Origin of the sequence: Staphylococcus sp. GDH8C109P (assembly GCF_017893405.1) — a bacterium.
GTDB classification, from domain to species: Bacteria; Bacillota; Bacilli; order Staphylococcales; family Staphylococcaceae; genus Staphylococcus; species Staphylococcus cohnii.
In genome coordinates this window covers 1-22,606 of the sequence record NZ_JAESMX010000014.1, presented here as the reverse complement: position 1 = coordinate 22,606, position 22,606 = coordinate 1, and the positions used below count along the sequence as shown (strand labels likewise).

Below are 22,606 nucleotides of genomic sequence, written 5' to 3'. Positions count from 1 at the left end.
AACATGCGTATAGAGCTTATTTTACAGCTATTGAGAAATGGAGGGAATTGCATGACTGATTTTAACGTACTAGAAAATTATTTAGAGATAGATACACATACATATGATGACAATCATTTAGAAAAATTGAACTATTATATTGAAAGGTATGTATTGAACGTTCCATTTGAAAATATTAATGTGCAGAATGGACAACCTATTGCTTTAGATAATCCATCAATGATAGATAAAATTGTAAATGAACATAGAGGAGGCTATTGTTATGAACAAAACAGATTGTTTTGCGCATATTTAACAAATAAAGGGTATAACGTGTCTATGGTGTCGGCGACAATTTATAATGGCTCAGGTTGGGCCATGGAAGGGTCACACATGGCATTAATCGTTACATTGAATCAGAAAAAATACTTAGTTGATGTCGGTTATGCGGATATACCTAAAGCAGCCATGCCAATCACAAATGATGAGGAAATTGTTTATGATGTAAATGGTGAGTTTAAAGTAAGCAAAGTAAGTGACCATACATTTGAAATGAAGAAGAAAGTTGATCATCAATGGCAGACGCAATATCAATTTAAGGATGAACCTAGGGTATTGGCAGATTTTGAACAAGGCATAGCATTTAATCAAAGTAATGAAGCATCTATTTTTGTTCAACAACTTTTAATTAGTAAAGCAACGACTTTCGGTAGAGTAACGATGTCGAATGATCATTTGACAATTACGGATCATGGTCAAAAAGAAAAGAAAAATATAACATCTGGAAACTATAAATACTTTTTGCATCGTTATTTTGGTATTAAAGATATAAATATAAAAACTTTTGACTGAAATATATAGTATTCAACGTTATGTTTCATTGAAATAACAAAAGGTTTACTTTGTAATAATAATGTCATATAAATTATATACAAAAGTATTAAATTAAATTGTATAATAGTAAACGTGATGGAAACGAAATGTATCGGATTTATATTGGGAGGTTTACATAAGTGCATAAAAAAATAATAGCAACTGTAATTGGGACAAGTGCGCTAGCAGCTATTAATTCTGCAAATGCAGATGCAGCTACAACTTACAAAGTCAAAAGTGGCGATTCTCTTTGGTCAATAGCGAATAAATATAATATTTCAATAGCAAAATTGAAATCATTAAATAATCTAACATCGAATGTGATTTTTCCAAATCAAACATTGAAAGTATCAGGGACTACAAGTTCAAGAACTTCAACAAGCAGTTCGAGTGCGACAACGTATACAGTGAAATCGGGTGATTCATTGTCATCAATTGCAGCTAAGCATGGGACGACATACCAAAAAATTATGAGTTTAAATGGACTCTCTAATTTTACAATTTATCCAGGATAGAAATTAAAAATATCTGGCTCAACTTCAACAGGTGGTTCAACTACGTCTGGTAATACAACAACGTATACAGTGAAGTCAGGTGATTCATTATCTGCGATTGCTGCTAAATATGGTACGACATATCAAAAAATCATGAGCTTGAATGGTCTTAAAAACTTCAATATTTATCCAGGGCAAAAATTAAAAGTATCTGGTACAGCATCATCAGGTGGTTCAACAGGTTCATCAGGATCAACTGGTTATAAAACACCAGTATTTAACCATTCAAATTTGTATGACTGGGGTCAGTGTACATGGCATGTCTTTAATAAGCGTGCTCAAATTGGTAAAGGTATTAGTACTTATTGGTGGAATGCTAATAATTGGGACAATGCCGCACCAGGAGATGGATACACAGTAGATCATAGAGCAACTGTAGGATCAATACTACAAAGTGATCTTGGATATTATGGCCACGTAGCATTTGTGGAATCTGTAAATTCAAATGGTAGCATTACTGTTTCTGAAATGAACTACAGTGCTTCGCCTGGGATTGCAACATATAGAACGATTCCAGCATCTCAAGTGAGTTCATATAAATATATCCATTAAGCGTGTCTAAAACAAAATATCTTTGATTAACGCATAAACGTCAATTTCTATTAAATCATATAGAAATTGACGTTTATTTTGCTTTTATGAAATTTTATAGCGCGTTGCTAGACGTTTCATGTTTATGGTTCTTGACGTAATGATTTTATACGTTTGGCAGTTGAGAATAACGTACTTGCCAAAGTGAATGTTGAAAATATTTTAGCAAACTTTTTTGGTGATTTTAAGGCAGTATAGAAATCTAAGACTGCACCCACACTTGTAATAGCCATACTCGTGTAAAGTAACTTTTTATTTTTTGATTGATATGCATACCAATTAAAACCTTCAACGGCGATGCCTATGAAGTTAATTGTATTTGAAATGCGATTAATTTTTGTTTTTTTAGCCATGAATGAAATCCTCCATTATATAAAATCCACTTTATTATTATAACATTAATTAGATTAAACGCTATTGTGAGAGATAAAAAAACAAAATGTGTTCAAGGAAGGGAATATGATAACATAAGCGTTGAAAGTATAAAAATAGTTTGTTTTGGGGAGTGGAGATGATAATTATGATTAAATGTGTATGCTTGGTAGTCGAATCAGACGACAAATTATTATTGGTACAAGCTAGAAACAGAAAAAAATACTATTTTCCTGGTGGGAAAATAGATCAGGGAGAGTCTCTAAAACAAGCTTTGCGAAGAGAATTGCAGGAAGAATTACAACTGGATATTTCGGAACAAAATTTTAACTATTTAGGTACTGTTGTAGGAGATGCTTATCCTCAAAAAAATACTAAGACGGAGTTGAATTGTTTTTCAACATCTTTAGATATTGATTGGTCATCGGTTAAACCAGCACAAGAAATTACTGATATAAAATGGATCACAAAAAATGAGACAGAAAAAATTGCGCCTGCTGTGCTTACATGGATTAAACATGCTAAACAAAAAATCGAGGCATCTAAAGCAGTGAAATTAAGACCGTATCACGCATCATTATATGCTGATTTAGTGAATTTTACATTGTCGACAGAAGACCGAAATTTCACCAAAACACCTTTAGAAAATATTGATTTGGCAAATCGAGATCAAGAACGTCACCCTACATTAGTGTATGATGGCAAAGATCATTGTGTTGGCTTTTTTACGTTACATGAAGGTGACGGAGTCAAGCCTTATACTGCAAACGTAAACGCAATATTTTTCAGATCTTTTAGTGTAGATAGTCACTATAGAGGATTCGGTTTTGGTAAAAAAGTGATGCGTGTTTTACCTCAATATGTCAAACAGTATTACCCCACAATCAATGAAATTTATTTAGCGGTTAATACAGACAATTATTTGGCTAGAAAACTTTATATTCAGAGTGATTATGAAATTGTAGGTGAAACGTTATTAGAAAATAAACCTGTATACATAATGAAGCAAAGCTGTTGAAATCGATGATTGCGTCATTAAAGCTAACAAACTTTGTTAGCTTTAATGACGCTTTTTTGCGTGAAGCGAACTTGCTGAAAGTGGTTGTGCAATAGAAGTGCCAGCTGAAAATAAGTATAATGAAAATCGATAATTTTAAAAGAAAGTCAAAAAATATATTAGAATTATTTAAATTCAAATGAATCAATTATGTTTGTTTAAATATGAAAATCTGTTATGGTTGGATATTAAATGTTAAATATATAAATAATAAAAAAATTAAGGATATGATTATTTTGAATGTATAAGTTATTAAACTGAATTGTTAATACATTGATTGGATTGAATAGGCAATGAAGATGGAAAGTTTTTATTTGAACCATTGATGTGCAGTTTGGTTTATGAAAATAATTTTTGAACTGTTAAGAATGGCTTTTGCAGGTGCTTCACATATGAGATTGTACGTAGAGCTTAATAGATATTATGGTTGAAAGTTTTTTATTAATGTTATCTGCTGTAATGAGCTTGGACGATACTTTGTAAAAGTTTAATTTTTGAAACTTTAGTATGCCTTAAATAGTAGAATTATTTCATTTTTAATAATCATTAACCTTAAGTTGAAAAATAAATATCAGCTTTGGCACTTCACATCCGATGTGGGGTGTTTTTCTATGTGTGTCGGAAGCAACCATTGCGATAGCCAAATATTATGATGAATATCAATTTAATTGGAGGTTAATCCATGCTTACAAAGCGTAACAGTATGAGTCCGTTTAATATTATTTGTAGAAGTTTTTATGAGGAAATAAAACCTTTTTCATATCAAAGATTATTAGATCTTGGGGAATGTTATTATTATTTGAAAGGTACGTCATTAGACTATGTTTCAACAAGTGCGATTACGAGATATGAAAATGAAGTTTACGATACATTTAAATCTAGATTTGACCATTTTGGTGAAACTGAAAAGGTGTGTATTGAAAAATTAGAAGTTGCACCTCCTTTCGAAAATAAAGGTATTATGACGATTATGTTTTGCGACATAATGTTAGCGTTATTAACGAGAAGTTTAGCGAATGAACACCATATAGAAATTAAATTTATAAATACCTCAGATTTAATTAAAGATGGGGAAATTGTAAATGTGTATCATAGTGTGATGCCCAAATATGAATTATCCTTAGCGCAACCTGATAGTTCGAGAATCGTGTTGGAAAGTAGGCGCACTAAAGCTAATATTGATTTTTATCAAGATGTTTATTATATATTTCCACTAGAAACGCGAGAAGAGGATATCACATATTATACAAAATTACGAGAACGTAAAATGCAATTATTAAATGAAAAATTGCAAGAACTTTAAATGATTCAGCTTAGTGAAAAAAACGTTCAAAAATTTTGAACACACACTTAAAATAGCGAAGCATATTTCTGTCATTGTAAGATAATAAAAAGTTTTGATTAAAAAATAGAAATGTATGTATCACATAATTATACAAATTTACAAAGAGAGTAGGACAAAAATCTAATTTTATTAACAAGATTGCGTCATCCCTTCCTGACAAGGATTGAAAAAACGAAAAATGATTACGTAGCACATGCATAAGTCCCACTAACTCAATAAATTGAGAAGTGGGACTTTAATTTTTTAATGTGAAGATTGATGCGTGTGTTTTGAGTGACGCTCTTTTTGATATTTAATTAATAGTGCAGTTATCCATGCAGTAATCGGGATGCTAATTGCAACAGCGATGCCTCCTAGTAGGATAGATATAAATTCTTGTGCAAAGATTTTAGAATTGATGATATGTCCAAAAGAATAATTCAATCTAAAAAACCAAAAGAATAATGTCAATTGTCCTCCGAAATAGGCTAGATAAATTGTGTTTGCCGAAGTAGCTAAAATTTCACGTCCTACACGCATACCAGATTGAAATAATGCTTTGCTTGTTAAGTCCGAGTTGGTTTCGTATAACTCATACATGGGTGAACTGATGGTGATTGCTAAATCAATAACCGCAGCTATGACTGCAAGTACTATTGTGAACACCATAAATTTCACCATATCAATGCCGATATTCATAGAAAAAATATATGTTTCATCTTGTTGTTCGGTTGTAAAACCTTGTAAATGGCCGATGGATATTGATAAATAAATACCAATAATCAAGCATAAAGTAGTAATGATCGTTGCACAAAATGCTGCTTTAGTTTTTGTATTGTAACTATTTAAAACAAATAAATTACATGCTGCAATTACGATACAAAATATAAGTGTTACGAGATAAATAGGTGCACCCAGCATAATTATAATGATAGTGATTAATAATATGACAAAATTCAAAAACAGTGTTAAATATGAGATGATACCTTTTTTTCCTCCAAATATTGCCATTAATAAGAAAAGTACAAGACCTAAGATTGTTATGACGCTCACTGATTAACACCTCGCATTTTAAACCATAATTGCATTAATAAAATAGTGATTGGAATCGTTAAAACAATACCAATACCACCAGTAATTGCCCGGGAAATTTCTAATGACCAATTCATGGAAATGGTATAGGTTACTGTATTTGCATTTTTAAGGTAAATAAGAAACATCGGAAGACTACCAGATAAATATGAAAATAATAAGATGTTCGTCATTGTCCCCATAATATCTTGACCAATATGACGGCCTGCGAGCGCCCATCGAGTCATACTTATATTAGGTGTTCTGCGCAATATTTCTGCCATACCACTTGCTATTGTGATAGCTACATCCATGACAGCACCAAGTGTTCCAATCATAACAGAAGCAAGGAAAACATCCTTAGGAGGCAAAGTTAAGAAACTCATTGTTTCAAATTTCAAGCCCGCACCATCTGTCAACGTAATCACTAATTGGGTGGCTCCAACACAAATAAAAGTGCCTAATAGTGTACTTGCTATCGTAATTGATGTTCGCCATCGCCAACCGGTAACTAAGAGCAAAGTAAATACCGTGGTAAAAATGACACCGATACTCATAAGTGCAAATAAATTTAAATCAGGAAATTTATTATGTAAATAGATAGCTAAAAGCACAACAATTGTATTGAAAACTAAAGAAAGAATCGATTGTAAACCAATTTTCCGTCCTACTAGTAAAACGGTTAATAAAAATATTCCAGTTATCAAAACGACGAGGCCATCTCGTTTCTTTTCTATGATATAAGCATCGTCTAGATGTTTGCCGATGTGTAACAACACTTTGTTGTGTTTTGAGAATGCTTCACTATCAGCTTGTGATGCTATGTAATGATGAGGAATCTTCGTCGTTTGGCCCTCAAATTTCCCATTTAAAATTTTAAGTGTTAGGGTTTGGTTGTATTTAGTATCTTTATTGTGATTATCATCTGTAACATGTGATGTGGATTTATTTTCGATCTTTGTAATTTGACCGATTGGTGTATCGTAAAATCTGGCATTGAAAAATGTGAAAATAAATACAGCCACAAATAAGATGACAAATATCAAGATGACCCAATCAAAAGGGCGTTTAAATAACGTTTTAAAAGGCATTGTTTTGTTTCAGTCCTCCCTATATAGACAATGCGATTATACGCTCCTAGCGAATTGAATTCAAAAATTTTATGCAGATGATTAATGATAGGTCGTGCTTCTACTTAATAATTTATCAATCATTTCTAATAAAAATTGTAAATCATGTTTTCGATTGTCTAGCCGAACAACTTGGCAAATAGTCCTTTTCAATGCTGTATGTTCTAATGATACTTCTCGCCATTTTTGTGGATTTTTTGAAAGCAAATGATAAGAAGCTGTGACGATGTAGCCACGTCCTTTGCTTAAGATATATTCAGCCAGTTGAGGATGTGTAATCGTTTGAATAGGTGTTTTGGTTGTTTTTACTAATGTTTGTCTAATCTTGGTTGGTAATGGGTATAATTCGTAAATAGATTTATTCGAAAATTGTACTAAAGGTGGGTTCGTAGCCATTGTGATCGGATCATCTTTAGGTGCATAGACATGGAATGTTTCTTCAAATAAAGGGCTTACCTTTAAAGAACGGTGCTGTTTGAGTTCATCTGACATAGCAGTGAAAGCAATATCTATTTTATCTGTGAGCAAAGCTGAAAAAATATCTTCTTCTTCCATTAAAATGGGTTGGATGATGGATGTACTTTCGTTTTCAAAGGATTGCATTAATAATGTAAGTACCTGTGTTATATAACTTTCAACATAACCAACACGTATAATATAATGCTCTGTTTCAGATTGATTATGAAATAAACGTACTGTGTTATCAAGCTGTTCGATAATCTTTGTTGCTTCAGAAAATAATTGTTGTCCTTCTTCAGTAATGTGTATGTTGCGCCCTTCTCTGTTAAACAACGTCACTTGTAATTCTTTTTCTAATAGTGTGATTTGCCTGCTGATAGCAGATTGAGCAATGTTAAGTTCTAGAGCCGCGTCTGATAAATGTTCTCTTTTTGCAACTTCTATAAAATATTTCAATTGTTTGATTTCCATATGACCATTCCCAACATATTAATATTATTCGAATTATTAGAATAATATCATCTATTTTATATATTGAATAGATTAATGTATTACTATATAGTTTACTATACTTATTTAATATTCAGAATTTTCGAAAAAGAGGTGAGGGTTATGTTCGAATATGGTAAGCAATTAGGATTATATGATAGTCGTGAAGAGCATGATGCATGTGGTATTGGATTTTATGCCAATATGAATAATGGGAGATCACACGATATCGTTGAAAAATCACTGGAAATGCTACGTAGGTTAGATCACCGTGGGGGAATTGGTGCAGATGGCATGACAGGTGATGGTGCCGGTATTATGACAGAAATTCCGTTTGACTATTTTTCTGAACAAATAAATTTTGACTTACCGGAAGAAGGTCATTATGCAGTAGGTATGTTCTTTTCGAACGTGAAGATAAAAAATTCAGAGCATGAAGCAACGTTCAATCGTTATTTTGAAAGCGAAGGATTAGATGTTATTGGTTATAGAGATGTGCCAGTAGATGTCAATGCCATTGCCGAACATGTAGCCCAAACGATGCCGTATATACAACAGGTATTCATCGCATTAAATGATGATGCTCATATAGAAAAAACGTTATTTTTAGCACGTAAACAAATTGAATTATATGCTAAAAAGCAGCAATTAGATTTATATTTCACAAGTTTATCTCATAAAACAATCGTCTATAAAGGGTGGTTGCGTTCTGATCAAATTAAGAAGCTTTTTCAAGATTTAAATGATGAACGTTATATATCGAAGCTAGGACTTGTGCATTCTCGTTTTAGTACAAATACATTTCCGAGTTGGAAGCGCGCTCACCCTAATAGATTATTAATGCATAATGGAGAGATTAATACTATTAAGGGTAATGTTAATTGGATGCGTGCAAGACAAAATGATTTGATTGAAACCATTTTTGGTGAAGACAAACATAAAGTGGAGGAAATTATTGATGAAGATGGTAGTGACTCTGCTATTGTAGACAACGCTTTAGAATTTTTATCTTTAGCTATGGAACCAGAGAGAGCAGCAATGTTAATGATACCAGAACCTTGGCTTTATAATACGGCGAATGACAGTAACGTCCGTGCTTTTTATGAATACTATAGTTACTTGATGGAACCGTGGGATGGTCCAACAATGATTTCATTTTGTAATGGAGAGAAAATTGGCGCACTTACAGATAGAAATGGCTTGAGACCAGGACGTTATACAATCACTAAAGATAATTACATTGTTTTTTCGTCAGAAGTGGGTGTTGTAGATGTACCTGAGGAACAAGTTGCTTTTAAAGGTCAACTAAATCCAGGGAAATTATTATTAGTTGATTTTCAACAACAAAAAGTAGTTGATAATAATGAATTAAAAGCACGTATCGCTGATGAATTACCATATGAGAATTGGCTAAATCAATTTAAAGTAGACTTAGATTTAGACAATGTGAAAGTGATTCCATCTAATTGGGATGAAACAACTTTAGCTAGATTACAAAAGCAATTTGTTTATACAAATGAAGAAATCAACAAATATATGACAGAATTAATTGAAAGTAAGAAAGATCCAATTGGCGCTATGGGGTATGATGTTCCAATTGCTGTTTTAAATGAAAAAGATGAATCGTTATTTAATTACTTTAAACAACTTTTTGCACAAGTCACTAATCCACCCATTGATGCATATAGAGAAAAAATAGTGACAAGTGAATTGTCTTATATAGGCTCAGAAGGTAATTTATTAAAACCTAATGAAGATGTATTGAATCGAATTCAATTGAAAAGACCGGTGTTAACAGAGGCACAATTAAAAGCGATTGACGATAGTAGGTTCAAAGTTAAGCATTTATCGACACTATATCACGAAAACTTAGAAATGGCGTTAGACAATTTAGGGGACCAAGCAATTCAATCCGTGAAAGATGGCAATGAAATTATTGTATTAGATGATCGAGTACTAGTTGAAGCACAAGGTTATGCAATGCCAATATTGCTTGCGGTAAGTCATGTACATCAATTATTAATTAGAGAAGGTTTGCGCATGCGTACAAGTATCATCGCACTTTCTGGTGAAACGAGAGAGGTGCACCATGTAGCGTGTTTATTAGGGTATGGTGCTAATGCAGTCGTACCATATCTAGCGCAACATACAATAGAAAACTTAGTGGAGAAAGGACGCTTAAACGGAAATATTGCCGAAAACGTTCAAACATATACGGATACATTATCAGAAGGTGTCATAAAAGTTATGGCTAAAATGGGGATTTCTACTGTTCAAAGTTACCAAGGGGCTCAGATTTTTGAAGCGGTAGGTTTGTCACAAGAAGTTGTTGACCGGTATTTTACAGGGACACAAACAAAACTATCTGGTATCGATATCAACTTGATAGATAAGGAAAATAAAGCCAGACAGTCATCTGAGAGCGAGTACCTTGAATCTGGTAGTACGTTTCAATGGCGTAAGCAAGGGCAACATCACGCATTTAACCCGACGTCCATTCACTTACTGCAACATGCATGTCGTTTAAATGATTATGAAAAGTTCAAAACGTTTTCAAATGAAGTCAATCATCAACGCACAGATCATATTCGTCACTTAATGGAATTTAAAAACCAAGATTCAATTGATATCAATGAAGTAGAACCAACGAGTGAAATCGTAAAACGTTTTAATACAGGTGCAATGAGTTATGGTTCTATTTCTGAAGAAGCCCATCAAACACTTGCTGAAGCAATGAATCAAATGGGTGGTAAAAGTAATAGTGGTGAAGGTGGAGAAAATCCTGAACGATTTGTAGTGGATGGCGAAGGTCGTAATCGTTCTAGCGCCATCAAACAAGTTGCTTCTGGAAGATTTGGAGTGACGAGTCATTACTTACAGCATGCTAAAGAAATACAAATTAAGGTAGCGCAAGGTGCTAAACCTGGAGAAGGCGGTCAGCTTCCTGGTTCTAAAGTTTATCCATGGATTGCTGAAGTCAGAGGCTCTACCCCAGGTATTGGTTTGATTTCTCCACCGCCACATCATGATATTTATTCCATTGAAGACTTAGCGCAATTAATTCATGATTTGAAAAATGCTAATAAAAACGCAAATATCACAGTGAAGCTTGTCTCTAAAACTGGCGTCGGTACAATCGCGGCGGGTGTAGCCAAAGCTTATGCAGATAAAATTGTGATTAGTGGATATGATGGTGGTACCGGTGCTTCTCCCAAAACAAGTATCCAACACGCAGGTGTACCTTGGGAAATTGGATTAGCTGAGACACATCAAACACTTATGATGAATAACTTGAGATCGAGAGTGATTGTAGAAACGGACGGCAAATTACTCACAGGTAAAGATGTAGCATATGCATGTGCATTAGGAGCGGAAGAATTTGGTTTTGCAACAGCACCATTAGTCGTACTTGGATGTGTAATGATGCGGGTTTGTCATAAAGATACATGTCCGGTAGGTATTGCTACACAAAATCAAGATTTACGCGCGCTATTTAATGGTAGGGCTGATCACGTGGTCAATTTTATGCATTTTGTTGCTGAGGAATTAAGAGAGATACTAGCCGAACTTGGTTTACGCACTGTAGATGATTTAGTGGGGCGTACGGACTTATTAAAACGAAAAGATGATTTATCTCAACGAAGACCTAAAGCTGCATCTATGAATGTTGAAGCATTATTATATCAGCACGAAGGTGAAAGATATAAAAAAATAGCGCAAAATCATCATCTTGATGAAGGTTTCGATTTAACACAACTATTACCTGATGCTCAAGCAGCAATTGAACAACAGAAGTCATTTACTGCTAATTATATAGTGAAAAATGAGCAACGAGATGTGGGTGTCATTACTGGCAGTATGATCACTGATATCTATGGTGCTGAAGGTTTGCCTGAAGATAGTATCAACGTCAATACGGTAGGCCATGCTGGTCAAAGTTTAGCTGCTTATATACCTCAAGGATTAACAGTACATCACACAGGTGATGCTAACGATTATGTAGGTAAAGGACTTTCAGGTGGTAAAGTGATTGTGAAGGCGCCGACGCAACAGCGAGAATCAGAAATTATAGTTGGTAATGTCTGTTTCTATGGTGCGTCTTATGGTAAAGCTTTTATTAATGGTAAAGCTGGTGAAAGATTCTGTATTAGAAATAGTGGTGTACAAGTAGTTGTTGAAGGTATTGGTGATCATGGTCTTGAGTATATGACAGGCGGTCGCGTCATTGTGCTGGGAGACGTCGGAAAGAACTTTGGTCAAGGCATGAGTGGTGGTGTTGCTTATATCTTCCCAACTGATATTGAAAAATTTAAGGATGAACATCAATTAGACAGTTTAGACTTCGACGAAATCACTGTTGCAGCAGAAGAAAATGTTGTGAAAGAGATGCTAGAAGATCATTTACTTTATACAAATAGTACTAAAGCAAAAACTATATTAGATAATTTTGAAGAAATGGCTAATAAAGTGGTGAAAGTTATTCCGAAAGATTATAAATTGATGATGCAAAAAATCGAATTACAAAAGCGTGAATCTAACCAGCAAGATGAAGCGTTACTGAATGCATTTAATGACAAGAGAACACATTTAGAACCAGCGCAACAATTAACGGCTGTGTATTAATTTGAAGGGGGACTGAGTATGGGAGAATTCAAAGGGTTTATGAATTATGATAAACAACCTTTGCATGAATTGTCTTTAGTAGAACGTTTGAAAGGACACGCACCCTTTCAGCAAAGGTTTACAAAAGAAGAAGCCTCGGAACAAGGTGCGAGATGCATGGATTGTGGCACGCCTTTTTGTCAAACAGGTGAACCATATGGTAGAGAAACAATTGGTTGTCCCATTGGGAACTATATTCCAGAATGGAATGATTTAGTGTACCAAAAAGACTTCGAAACGGCATATAAACGCTTGAACGAAACGAATAACTTCCCTGAATTTACTGGACGTGTATGTCCGGCTCCGTGTGAACAATCGTGTGTGATGAAGATAAATAGAGAATCTGTTGCGATTAAAGGTATTGAACGTACTATTATTGATGAAGCTTTTGAAAATGGCTGGGTCAAACCAACGATTCCCAATGAGCGTAAAGCAGCATCAGTAGCTATAGTAGGAAGCGGCCCAGCTGGTTTAACAGCTGCAGATGAATTAAACAAATTAGGTTATCACATAACTGTATATGAACGTGCACATGAAGCAGGTGGATTATTAATGTATGGTATACCTAATATGAAATTAGATAAAGATGTAGTGCGACGTAGAATTAAACTAATGGAACAATCTGGTATCACCTTTATCACTGATACGGAAATAGGGATAGATGTCAGTAAAGAAAGTTTAGAGGAACAATTCGATGCCATTATTATTTGTACAGGTTCGCAAAATGCACGTGATTTACCATTAGAAGGTCGAATGGGCATGGGTATTCACTTTGCTATGGATTACTTAACAGAACAGGGTGAGTATTTAAATGGTGAAATTGAAACGTCGTCAATATCTGCAGAAGGGAAAAACGTGATTGTCATTGGTGCCGGTGACACAGGTGCAGACTGTGTAGCGACTGCACTGAGGGAAAACTGTAAATCTATCGTTCAATTTAACAAATACACGAAACAACCCGAAGCAATCGAATTTGACGAAAATACGTATTGGCCATTAGCCATGCCTGTATTTAAAATGGATTATGCTCATAATGAATATGAGGCACGATTTGGTTTTGAACCACGTGCATATGGTGTTCAAACAATGCGTTACGAGGTTGATCGTATTGGTAATGTAACAGGTGTTTATACACAAATACTTGAAGAAACAGAGGATGGTATGGTTGTTGTCGATGGTACAGAACGTCATTGGCCGGCTGACTTGGTATTGTTATCAATAGGATTTATTGGTACTGAAACCACTGTTCCACATGCGTTTAATATACAAACTGAGAGAAATAAAATTGTCGCAGATAACAAAAATTTCAAAACGAATCAATCAAATATTTTTGCTGCAGGCGATGCAAGAAGAGGTCAAAGTCTTGTTGTTTGGGCAATTCAAGAAGGTAGAGCAGTAGCTAATGCTGTTGACGAATACCTAACTGAAAAAACATTGGTGTAACATTCTAATTATAATTGACTTTTTTAATGGGCTATAATATTATAATTATTGTGTTCATTTGGAGGAATACCCAAGTCCGGCTGAAGGGATCGGTCTTGAAAACCGACAGGGGCTTAACGGCCCGCGGGGGTTCGAATCCCTCTTCCTCCGCCATTATCATTAAATACCAAGACTAATAAATAATATAGTAGGCAAACGTTTATTTAATATAAAGTGTTTGTCTTTTTTTGTTGTTTATGGTCAATGATAGAAAAATAGACACGTGCTTAACATAGTCTTTGTTTGTGGCACATATCATTAAACTTATTGCTGTGATTACGCCAAACACAAAATAATATATATTTATTGAAGAAGGTCATCACGTAGAGATTGAAAATCAATGTCTATGTGATGACCTTTTTTAAGAAACCGAGTGAAAGCCTTTACAAAACTTGTCTATACAAGTTATAATCTGGATAATATTAAAGTTTAAGGGAGTGAATCATCATGGCTGTTAAAAAGAAAGATGTTCAAGATATAGTCGAAGCTATTGGGGGCAGAGAAAACTTGGACACAGCAACACACTGTGTGACGCGTTTGCGACTTGTTTTGAAAGATGATGATAAGGTCGATAAAGATCGACTGAGTAACAATGATTTAGTTAAGGGACAATTCAAAGCTGATAATCAATATCAAATTGTTATTGGACCAGGGACTGTTGATGAAGTTTATAAACAATTTATTGAGGAAACTGGGGCTGAAAGTGCCTCTAAAGATGATGCGAAAGCAGCGGCAGCTAAAAAAGGAAATCCTATACAAAGACTGGTTAAGTTATTGGGAGATATCTTTATACCAATTTTACCAGCTATCGTAACTGCTGGTTTACTATTAGGGATATATAATGTATTAACAATGGAGGACTTGTTTGGGAAACAAGCATTGGTGGCACAATATCCACAATTAGGGGACTTTGCAGATATTATTAATGTTATTGCGAATACTGCCTTTATTTTCTTGCCAGCTTTAATTGGTTGGAGTAGTATGCGTGTGTTTGGTGGGAGTCAAATACTTGGACTGGTATTAGGTCTGATTTTAATGAACCCACAACTCGCTTCACAATATGATATTGGGAAAGGCAATATTCCGGCATGGCATATCTTTGGTTTAGAAATTAAACAACTGAACTATCAGGGTCAAGTATTACCAATCTTATTAGCATCTTATGTATTAGCACAAATTGAAAAGCTCTTAAGTAAATATGTGCATGATTCAATCAAAATGTTAGTCGTTGGACCAGTTGCCTTATTAATCACTGGTTTCTTAGCGTTTATCGTTATAGGTCCAGTTGCCTTATGGTTAGGAACAGGAATTACAAATGGTGTGACATTTGTCTTTGAACATATCGGCTGGTTAGGTGGCGCAATTTATGGCTTCTTTTACGCACCTCTAGTCATTACAGGCTTACACCATATGTTCTTAGCGGTTGATTTTCAACTGATGGGAAGCAGTCTTGAAGGAACGTACTTGTGGCCAATTTTAGCAATTTCAAATATCTGTCAAGGTTCAGCTGCATTTGGTGCATGGTTCGTCTATAAACGACGCAAAATGGCAAAAGAACAAGGCTTGGCAATGACTTCTGGTGTATCAGGATTCTTAGGGGTTACTGAACCAGCATTGTTTGGTGTAAACTTACCGTTGAAATATCCTTTTGTTGCAGCAATTTTAACTTCGGGTGTTATAGGCGCTATTATAGGTGCAATTGGTGTCTTAGGTAATGTTGGCGTTGGTGGTGTACCAGCCATTATTTCTATTAAAAAAGATTTTTGGTTAATATACGGAATAGGTACCGTTCTAGCAATGGTAGTACCAGCGATATTAACTGTTATCTTCTCGAAGTTCAGTAAAGAAGAAGCGAAAGAAATAGTAGAAGAATAGGTAATTCGAATAGATAAGTACAACTAAACTCGCTAAGTTTGATTAGCGAGTTTCTTAATTTAAAATACAAAGATAAGGTGGTAATAATATGGTAGTCAATGATTGGAGAAAATCGGTAGTTTATCAAATTTATCCTAAGTCATTCAATGATACGACAGGTAATGGTGAAGGTGATTTAAATGGCATAATTGAAAAGTTAGACTATCTACAATATCTAGGTGTGGATTATATTTGGTTAACACCTGTGTATGAATCACCTATGAATGATAATGGTTATGACATTAGCGATTATTATAAAGTGAATGAACAATTTGGCACGATTGAAGATTTAAAAACATTGATTGCTGAAGCACATCAACGTGATTTAAAAATAATGATGGATATCGTCATTAATCATACATCTACAGAACATGAATGGTTTAAACAGGCATATTCAGATAAAAGTAATCCATATAGAGACTACTATTTCTTTAGGAGGTCGGCAGATAATCAACCACCGACAAATTGGGAATCGAAGTTTAGTGGTAATGCTTGGAAATACGATGACAAAACAGATGAATATTATCTTCACTTATTTGACGTAACACAAGCAGATTTGAATTGGGATAACCCTGAAGTGCGTCGTGAACTCTATAAAGTAATTAATTATTGGATTGATTTTGGTGTAGATGGTTTTAGATTCGATGTCATTAATTTAATATCAAAAAGTGAATTTAAAAATTCAGAAAAGATAGGAAAAGAATTTTACACTGATGGACCCCGTGTGCATGAATACTTACACGAAATGAATCAACAGACATTTGGAGATAAAGATATGATGACAGTTGGTGAAATGTCTTCGACAACGATTGAAAACTGTATTCAATATACGGATCCCGAACGTCAAGAACTAAGTAGTGTTTTTAATTTTCATCATTTAAAAGTAGACTATATTAATGGAGAAAAGTGGACAAAAGCAAAGTTAGACTTCCATAAATTAAAAGAAATATTAATGGAATGGCAAATAGGTATTTATAACGGTGGCGGATGGAATGCTATTTTTTGGTGTAATCATGATCAGCCCCGCGTAGTAACACGGTTCGGTGATGATTCGACGGAAGATTTACGTCAAAATAGTGCTAAAATGCTAGCTATCGCTTTGCACATGCTTCAAGGCACACCATATATTTACCAAGGCGAAGAAATTGGTATGACGGATCCTCACTTCAATGATATCGACCAATATAGAGATATAGAATCTCTAAATGCATATAAAAAATTAAAAGCTGAAGGTTATCCAGAAACAGAGATTCTAACGATATTAGGACAAAAATCTCGTGACAATTCTCGCACACCTGTACAGTGGACGAGCGGTGAAAATGCAGGTTTTACTTCAGGTACACCTTGGATCGATATTCCTAACAACTACAGGGAAATCAATGTTGAAGCAGCTATAGAAGACGATCAATCCATTTTGCAAACATATAGAAAATTGATAAAGCTACGTCACAAACATGATATTATAACTTATGGAAATATTGAGCCACTTTACATGGACCACGATGAATTATTTGTTTATAAGCGCCATTATAAGGCAGAAACATGGTTAGTGATTGCTAACTTCTCAAAAGATAAAGTTGAAATACCACAAGACTTAAAAGTTGATGGGGAAGTAATGTTACAAAATGGCTCGATTGTAAATGGTCTAATAGACGGATTTGGTGCCATCGTAGTTAGACAATAATTTTAATTAAAAGGCAGTGAGTGAAATCACATGAAACAAAAAAAATTTATTGCGATTTATGAAAATTTACGCACAGACATCATCGAATCAAAGCTACCATATGGTGCTCAATTGCCATCAGAAAACGAATTGGTATACGATTACAATGCCTCTCGTGAAACCGTGCGCAAAGCGCTTAATCTACTTGTTAGAGACGGTATGATTCAGAAAATAAAAGGTAAAGGATCAGTGGTAATCTATCAAGGTATTACAGAATTCCCGTTTGCGAATTTAACAAGTTTCAAGGAAGTTCAACAAGGATTAGGTCTGAGTCATGAGACTGAAGTTAGATTATTAGAACGCATACCTGCCATTGAAGTGCCGGAAGTGAAAAACGCTTTGGACTTGCGACAGAGTGAAACGTTGTGGCACATTATTCGAACGCGAAAAATTGATCATCGCTTAAAAATTATTGATGAAGATTATTTAGTAGAAAAAATTGTTCCTGATATAACAATGAACATTGCTAAAGATTCGTTGTATCATTATATAGAACAAACGCTGAAGTTAGAAATTAGCTACTCTAATAAATCTATCACCTTTGAATCATTTGGTGATTTAGAATGTGAAATATTTGGAGATGTAACGCCACCATACACTGCAACGGTCCGAGGTATCGTCCATTTAAAGGATACGACAAAGTTTCAATATAACATTTCTAAACATTTAGCCACTGAATTTAAGTTTAATGATTTTTCGAGACGTCACAAAATTTAATGAAATAAGTTATAAAATAATGAATTGTATGACTTGCAATCAGTCATTACCTTATAGTATGATATATCTTGCCGTGCTAGGTGGGGAGGTAGCGGTTCCCTGTACTCGAAATCCGCTTTATGCGAGACTTAACTCCTTCGCTAAGGCTACGTTTTTGTGAAGTCTGCCCAAAGCACGTAGTGTTTGAAGATTTCGGTCCTATGCAATATGAACCCATGAACCATGTCAGGTCCTGACGGAAGCAGCATTAAGTGGATCATCGTATGTGCCGTAGGGTTGCCGAGATTTAGCTGTCGACTTTGGTTACGTTTATGATACGTATTCGAAGCGAAGGTGCACGGCTTTAATTTTAAAATAAATACAATTAATCATATATTATGAGTGACTTATCTTTTGATAGCAGTCACTCTTTTTTTATATTAAAATAATAGCGATACATTCATTTAATTGATTGAACTGTAACGATATCATTCTGATTGTAACTGCCCAAAATTGAATTCAGTGAATTTGGAGGAACGACATATGCAAATTTATTTAAGTACATTAACTGAAAATGACTATGACGCAAGTTTAGACGAAATAAAAACTGCTTTTGAAAACGTCGCAGAGTCCAACCATGATGAGCAAGATTTAGTTTTGAAAATTAGAGCATCTAAAGAATATAATTACGAATTGGAAGTTGTTGCGAAGACAGATGAAGGTGATGTCATTGGACATGCAATGCTTTCAGAAATAGAGGTTATTAACGAAGAAACACGTTATACGGCGTTAGCGTTAGCACCTTTATCTGTATTGCCAGAATATAGAAGTAAAGGTATAGGTAAAGCACTTGTTCAAGCTGTGGAAGAACGCGCAAAAGCGCAAGATTATACGACTATTATTGTGCTTGGAGATCCTGAATATTATGGTATGTTAGGGTATGAAGAGGCAAGTCGCTATCAAATTTATAGTCCGTTTGATGTACCATCGAAATATTTTATGGTTAAATTCTTGTGGGAGCAACTTGCAGAGCAACCAAATGGTAATGTGGTTTATCCAGAGGCGTTTAATTAATATTCAAAATATAAAACACAGTGATATAATAGTTGTTGAATGTTATTGGAGGTGTGAAGGTGAATTATCAAGCTTTATATAGAATGTTCCGGCCACAGAGTTTTGAAGATGTCGTAGGCCAGGAACATGTAACTAAAACATTGCGCAATGCAATTTCAAAAGGTAAGCAATCACATGCGTATATTTTTAGCGGGCCAAGAGGAACGGGCAAAACAAGTATTGCAAAAGTATTTGCAAAAGCTATTAATTGTCTCGAACGCTCGGATGGAGAACCTTGTAATGAATGTGCTATTTGTACAGGGATTACGCGAGGAACGAATTCAGATGTGATTGAAATAGATGCTGCTAGTAATAATGGTGTGGATGAAATTAGAAATATCAGAGATAAAGTTAAATACGCACCAAGTGAATCAAAATTCAAAGTATACATTATAGATGAAGTTCATATGTTAACAACGGGTGCTTTCAATGCATTATTGAAAACTTTAGAAGAACCACCAGCACATGCAATTTTTATATTGGCGACTACTGAACCACATAAAATACCTCCGACAATTATTTCAAGAGCGCAAAGATTTGATTTTAAAGCAATTAGTCACGATGAAATTGTAGAACGCTTGCAATTCGTAGCAGACGCTCAAGATATAGAATATGATAATGCTGCCTTAGATTTTATTGCCAAAGCTTCTGAAGGTGGTATGCGAGACGCGTTAAGTATTATGGATCAAGCAATTGCTTTTGGTGATGATCATCTTACATTGCAAGACGCGTTAAATGTTACTGGTAGCGTAGATGCTCAAGCATTGAATGATTTACTAAAAGAGGTAGTTGAAGGAGATGTAAAAACTGCATTTTCAACTTACCATCAATTTATTGCACAAGGTAAAGAAGTAAATCGTCTGATTAATGATATGATTTATTTTGTGAGAGATACCATTATGAATAAGACATCTAATATAGAATCTGAATATGATGCACTGATGCATTTTGACTTGGAAACTTTGTATAAAATGATTGGTGTGATTAATGATACGCTTGTTTCAATCAGATTCAGTGTCAATCAGAGTGTACATTTTGAAGTATTATTAGTTAAAATAGCAGAAATGATTAAAGGTGAATCAGAAAATGTGCAAACTGTTGCTACTACTAGTGTAGCCAGTGAACCTAATAATGAAGTGTTGTTACAGCGAATGGAACAGTTAGAAAATGAACTGAAAACGTTAAAATCACAAGGTGTCGTAGCTAATAATGCTAAACCGCAAGCTAAAAAAACAGCTAGTAAAGGCACGCAATCGAAAAATGCGTTTTCAATGCAACAAATTGCCAAAGTATTAGATAAAGCTAACAAAGAAGATATTAAACAGCTTAAAGACCACTGGCAAGAGGTTATAGATCACGCTAAAAGTAATGATATGAAATCATTAGTAAGCTTACTCCAGAATTCAGAACCAGTGGCAGCTAGTGAAACACATGTACTGATTAAATTCGAAGAAGAAATACATTGTGAGATTGTAAATAAAGATGATGAAAAAAGAGAGAATATTGAGAATGTAGTATGTAATATTATAGATAAAACAGTTAAAGTAGTAGGTGTGCCAGCAGCTCAGTGGATGAGGGTAAGAACAGAATATCTTCAAAACCGTAAACAAAGTACGAGTGCGGAAGAAAACAGAACAGCGACAATAGCGTCTCCTGAAGAAGTCGACGTCGTTCAAAAGGCTAAAGACTTATTTGGGGAAAACACAGTAAATGTAATTGATGAAGAGTGATACATGACAATGAATAAAAAGGCATGTATAATGAGACAAAAGATGAATTACAATCAGATGAGATTGAAGTTTTTAAGGAGGATAAATATATGCGCGGTGGCGGAAATATGCAACAAATGATGAAACAAATGCAGAAAATGCAAAAGAAAATGAACGAAGAACAAGAAAAATTAAAAGAAGAAAAAGTACAAGGTACAGCTGGCGGTGGCATGGTAACTGTCACAGTATCAGGTCATAAAGAAGTTCTCGATGTAGAAATCAAAGAAGAAGCAGTTGATCCAGATGACATTGAAATGTTACAAGACTTAGTTATTGCTGCTACTAATGAAGCGATGAATAAAGCTGATGAACTTACTCAAGAACGCTTAGGTAAGCATACACAAGGCTTAAATATCCCTGGAATGTGATTGTATGCACTATCCAGAACCAATATCCAAACTTATCGACAGTTTCATGAAACTGCCAGGCATTGGGCCAAAGACAGCTCAACGTCTGGCGTTTCATGTATTAGATATGAAAGAAGACGATGTCGTTCAATTTGCTAAAGCTTTAGTAGATGTAAAACGAGAACTTACCTATTGTAGTGAGTGTGGACATATCACTGAGCAAGATCCATGCTATATTTGCCAAGATAAACAGAGAGATCGCTCAATTATTTGTGTGGTTGAGGACGATAAAGATGTTATCGCTATGGAAAAAATGCGTGAATATAAAGGCTTGTACCATGTATTACATGGTTCTATCTCTCCGATGGATGGTATAGGACCAGAAGATATTAATATTCCAAGTTTAATCAATCGCTTAAAAAATGACGAAGTAAAAGAGCTTATCTTAGCAATGAATCCTAATTTGGAAGGTGAGTCAACGGCGATGTATATATCGAGACTAGTCAAACCAATAGGTTTAACGGTAACTCGATTAGCGCAAGGACTTTCTGTTGGTGGAGATTTAGAATATGCGGATGAAGTGACATTGTCAAAAGCGATTATGGGCAGAACAGAGATGTAATAAGTGTTCAATTGTAAATTAAAATGAAACTAAGCTACCTTTTTTAAGGTAGCTTTAAATTTTTGAAAAGAAATTTAATAAATAGTAAAGTTTGTTTTATAGTGTTATTTAAACTGTTTATCAATATCAAAAATCATGATACGGAGATAAAGACGAACGATATGAATCATTAGAAATAAAAAGTATGTAAAATGAAGAAAGATCACATTTGATCATGAAGAAAAGTGTAAATTTTACTGTTGTTCAAAGTGTTTTAAGCGTGTATAGTATTTACTTGTCGGACGAAACAAAACGACACACATAACAATATTTCAAAACAAGCTTTCAAATTAATTTCAAAAAAGTTCTTGACTTTCAAAGTTAAAACCTGTAGAATTAA

Annotated in this window: 16 protein-coding genes, 1 tRNA gene, 1 other RNA gene and 1 pseudogene; 15 read left to right on the top strand and 4 right to left on the bottom strand. The window is 34.5% G+C overall.

Translation table 11 applies throughout. The features are described from left to right. Positions 1-51 precede the first annotated feature (51 nt). Both KA867_RS06815 and KA867_RS06810 read left to right on the top strand, forming a co-directional pair. Positions 52-831 carry an arylamine N-acetyltransferase family protein gene (locus KA867_RS06815; protein ID WP_210137484.1) on the top strand — a complete coding sequence of 260 codons (780 nt, stop codon included), beginning with the start codon at positions 52-54 and terminating at the stop codon, positions 829-831. A 161-nt stretch (positions 832-992) separates the two neighbouring features. Next, positions 993-1,958: pseudogene (locus tag KA867_RS06810) on the top strand (CHAP domain-containing protein). Between the two features lie 122 nt (positions 1,959-2,080). Here the strand turns inward: KA867_RS06810 and KA867_RS06805 are convergent. Next, the gene (locus KA867_RS06805) at positions 2,081-2,350 is read right to left on the bottom strand and encodes a hypothetical protein (protein ID WP_019467864.1); all 270 of its coding nucleotides are present in this window, start codon (positions 2,348-2,350) and stop codon (positions 2,081-2,083) included. A gap of 167 nt (positions 2,351-2,517) precedes the next feature. Here KA867_RS06805 and KA867_RS06800 point away from each other — a divergent pair, with 167 nt between their 5' ends. Together KA867_RS06800 and KA867_RS06795 are read left to right on the top strand one after the other, a co-directional pair. After that, the gene (locus KA867_RS06800; RefSeq protein WP_210137483.1) at positions 2,518-3,387 is read left to right on the top strand and encodes a GNAT family N-acetyltransferase; all 870 of its coding nucleotides are present in this window, start codon (positions 2,518-2,520) and stop codon (positions 3,385-3,387) included. A gap of 721 nt (positions 3,388-4,108) precedes the next feature. Then, positions 4,109-4,729: a hypothetical protein gene (locus KA867_RS06795; RefSeq protein WP_210137482.1), complete on the top strand. Its 621-nt coding sequence runs from the start codon at positions 4,109-4,111 to the stop codon at positions 4,727-4,729. A gap of 285 nt (positions 4,730-5,014) precedes the next feature. Here KA867_RS06795 and KA867_RS06790 read toward each other — a convergent pair whose 3' ends face one another. The 3 genes from KA867_RS06790 to gltC form a co-directional block, all read right to left on the bottom strand. Continuing rightward, the gene (locus KA867_RS06790) at positions 5,015-5,761 is read right to left on the bottom strand and encodes a YibE/F family protein (protein ID WP_245355952.1); all 747 of its coding nucleotides are present in this window, start codon (positions 5,759-5,761) and stop codon (positions 5,015-5,017) included. Positions 5,762-5,799: 38 nt separating this feature from the next. Continuing rightward, positions 5,800-6,912: a YibE/F family protein gene (locus KA867_RS06785; protein WP_210137480.1), complete on the bottom strand. Its 1,113-nt coding sequence runs from the start codon at positions 6,910-6,912 to the stop codon at positions 5,800-5,802. 81 nt (positions 6,913-6,993) lie between these two features. After that, positions 6,994-7,881, bottom strand: coding sequence for a glutamate biosynthesis transcriptional regulator GltC (gene gltC / locus KA867_RS06780; RefSeq protein WP_210137479.1), 888 nt, complete (start codon positions 7,879-7,881; stop codon positions 6,994-6,996). Between the two features lie 141 nt (positions 7,882-8,022). Here gltC and gltB point away from each other — a divergent pair, with 141 nt between their 5' ends. The 11 genes from gltB (at position 8,023) to recR (ending at position 22,227) form a co-directional block, all read left to right on the top strand. After that, complete coding sequence (gene gltB, locus KA867_RS06775; RefSeq protein ID WP_210137478.1) at positions 8,023-12,522, top strand: glutamate synthase large subunit; 4,500 nt, start codon at positions 8,023-8,025, stop codon at positions 12,520-12,522. Between the two features lie 18 nt (positions 12,523-12,540). After that, positions 12,541-14,004 (top strand): glutamate synthase subunit beta, encoded by a 1,464-nt coding sequence (locus tag KA867_RS06770; protein ID WP_210137477.1) that lies wholly within the window; start codon positions 12,541-12,543, stop codon positions 14,002-14,004. A 60-nt stretch (positions 14,005-14,064) separates the two neighbouring features. Continuing rightward, positions 14,065-14,157, top strand: a tRNA-Ser gene (locus KA867_RS06765). 333 nt (positions 14,158-14,490) lie between these two features. Then, positions 14,491-15,918, top strand: coding sequence for a PTS system trehalose-specific EIIBC component (gene treP, locus KA867_RS06760; protein ID WP_210137476.1), 1,428 nt, complete (start codon positions 14,491-14,493; stop codon positions 15,916-15,918). 88 nt (positions 15,919-16,006) lie between these two features. Further along, a complete protein-coding gene (gene treC / locus KA867_RS06755) occupies positions 16,007-17,641 on the top strand; it encodes an alpha,alpha-phosphotrehalase (RefSeq protein ID WP_210137475.1) in 1,635 nt (544 codons plus the stop codon). Positions 17,642-17,671: 30 nt separating this feature from the next. After that, complete coding sequence (gene treR, locus KA867_RS06750; RefSeq protein ID WP_210137474.1) at positions 17,672-18,397, top strand: trehalose operon repressor; 726 nt, start codon at positions 17,672-17,674, stop codon at positions 18,395-18,397. A 71-nt stretch (positions 18,398-18,468) separates the two neighbouring features. Beyond that, an RNA gene (ffs, locus tag KA867_RS06745) (signal recognition particle sRNA large type) lies at positions 18,469-18,738 on the top strand. A 181-nt stretch (positions 18,739-18,919) separates the two neighbouring features. Further along, complete coding sequence (locus KA867_RS06740; RefSeq protein WP_210137473.1) at positions 18,920-19,450, top strand: GNAT family N-acetyltransferase; 531 nt, start codon at positions 18,920-18,922, stop codon at positions 19,448-19,450. 59 nt (positions 19,451-19,509) lie between these two features. Further along, positions 19,510-21,219, top strand: a complete 1,710-nt coding sequence (dnaX, locus tag KA867_RS06735; protein WP_210137472.1) for a DNA polymerase III subunit gamma/tau — start codon at positions 19,510-19,512, stop codon at positions 21,217-21,219. A gap of 89 nt (positions 21,220-21,308) precedes the next feature. Beyond that, positions 21,309-21,626: a YbaB/EbfC family nucleoid-associated protein gene (locus KA867_RS06730; protein WP_026034724.1), complete on the top strand. Its 318-nt coding sequence runs from the start codon at positions 21,309-21,311 to the stop codon at positions 21,624-21,626. A 4-nt stretch (positions 21,627-21,630) separates the two neighbouring features. Next, positions 21,631-22,227: a recombination mediator RecR gene (gene recR, locus KA867_RS06725; RefSeq protein WP_046206986.1), complete on the top strand. Its 597-nt coding sequence runs from the start codon at positions 21,631-21,633 to the stop codon at positions 22,225-22,227. Positions 22,228-22,606: the final 379 nt, after the last annotated feature.

Bases quoted from the DNA above. Each gene is read 5' to 3' on its own strand.
- KA867_RS06815 (WP_210137484.1), top strand. From the start codon at position 52: ATGACTGATTTTAACGTACTAGAAAATTATTTAGAGATAGATACACAT.
- KA867_RS06805 (WP_019467864.1), bottom strand. From the start codon at position 2,350: ATGGCTAAAAAAACAAAAATTAATCGCATTTCAAATACAATTAACTTC.
- KA867_RS06800 (WP_210137483.1), top strand. From the start codon at position 2,518: ATGATTAAATGTGTATGCTTGGTAGTCGAATCAGACGACAAATTATTA.
- KA867_RS06795 (WP_210137482.1), top strand. From the start codon at position 4,109: ATGCTTACAAAGCGTAACAGTATGAGTCCGTTTAATATTATTTGTAGA.
- KA867_RS06790 (WP_245355952.1), bottom strand. From the start codon at position 5,761: ATGGCAATATTTGGAGGAAAAAAAGGTATCATCTCATATTTAACACTG.
- KA867_RS06785 (WP_210137480.1), bottom strand. From the start codon at position 6,912: ATGCCTTTTAAAACGTTATTTAAACGCCCTTTTGATTGGGTCATCTTG.
- gltC (WP_210137479.1), bottom strand. From the start codon at position 7,881: ATGGAAATCAAACAATTGAAATATTTTATAGAAGTTGCAAAAAGAGAA.
- gltB (WP_210137478.1), top strand. From the start codon at position 8,023: ATGTTCGAATATGGTAAGCAATTAGGATTATATGATAGTCGTGAAGAG.
- KA867_RS06770 (WP_210137477.1), top strand. From the start codon at position 12,541: ATGGGAGAATTCAAAGGGTTTATGAATTATGATAAACAACCTTTGCAT.
- treP (WP_210137476.1), top strand. From the start codon at position 14,491: ATGGCTGTTAAAAAGAAAGATGTTCAAGATATAGTCGAAGCTATTGGG.
- treC (WP_210137475.1), top strand. From the start codon at position 16,007: ATGGTAGTCAATGATTGGAGAAAATCGGTAGTTTATCAAATTTATCCT.
- treR (WP_210137474.1), top strand. From the start codon at position 17,672: ATGAAACAAAAAAAATTTATTGCGATTTATGAAAATTTACGCACAGAC.
- KA867_RS06740 (WP_210137473.1), top strand. From the start codon at position 18,920: ATGCAAATTTATTTAAGTACATTAACTGAAAATGACTATGACGCAAGT.
- KA867_RS06730 (WP_026034724.1), top strand. From the start codon at position 21,309: ATGCGCGGTGGCGGAAATATGCAACAAATGATGAAACAAATGCAGAAA.
- recR (WP_046206986.1), top strand. From the start codon at position 21,631: ATGCACTATCCAGAACCAATATCCAAACTTATCGACAGTTTCATGAAA.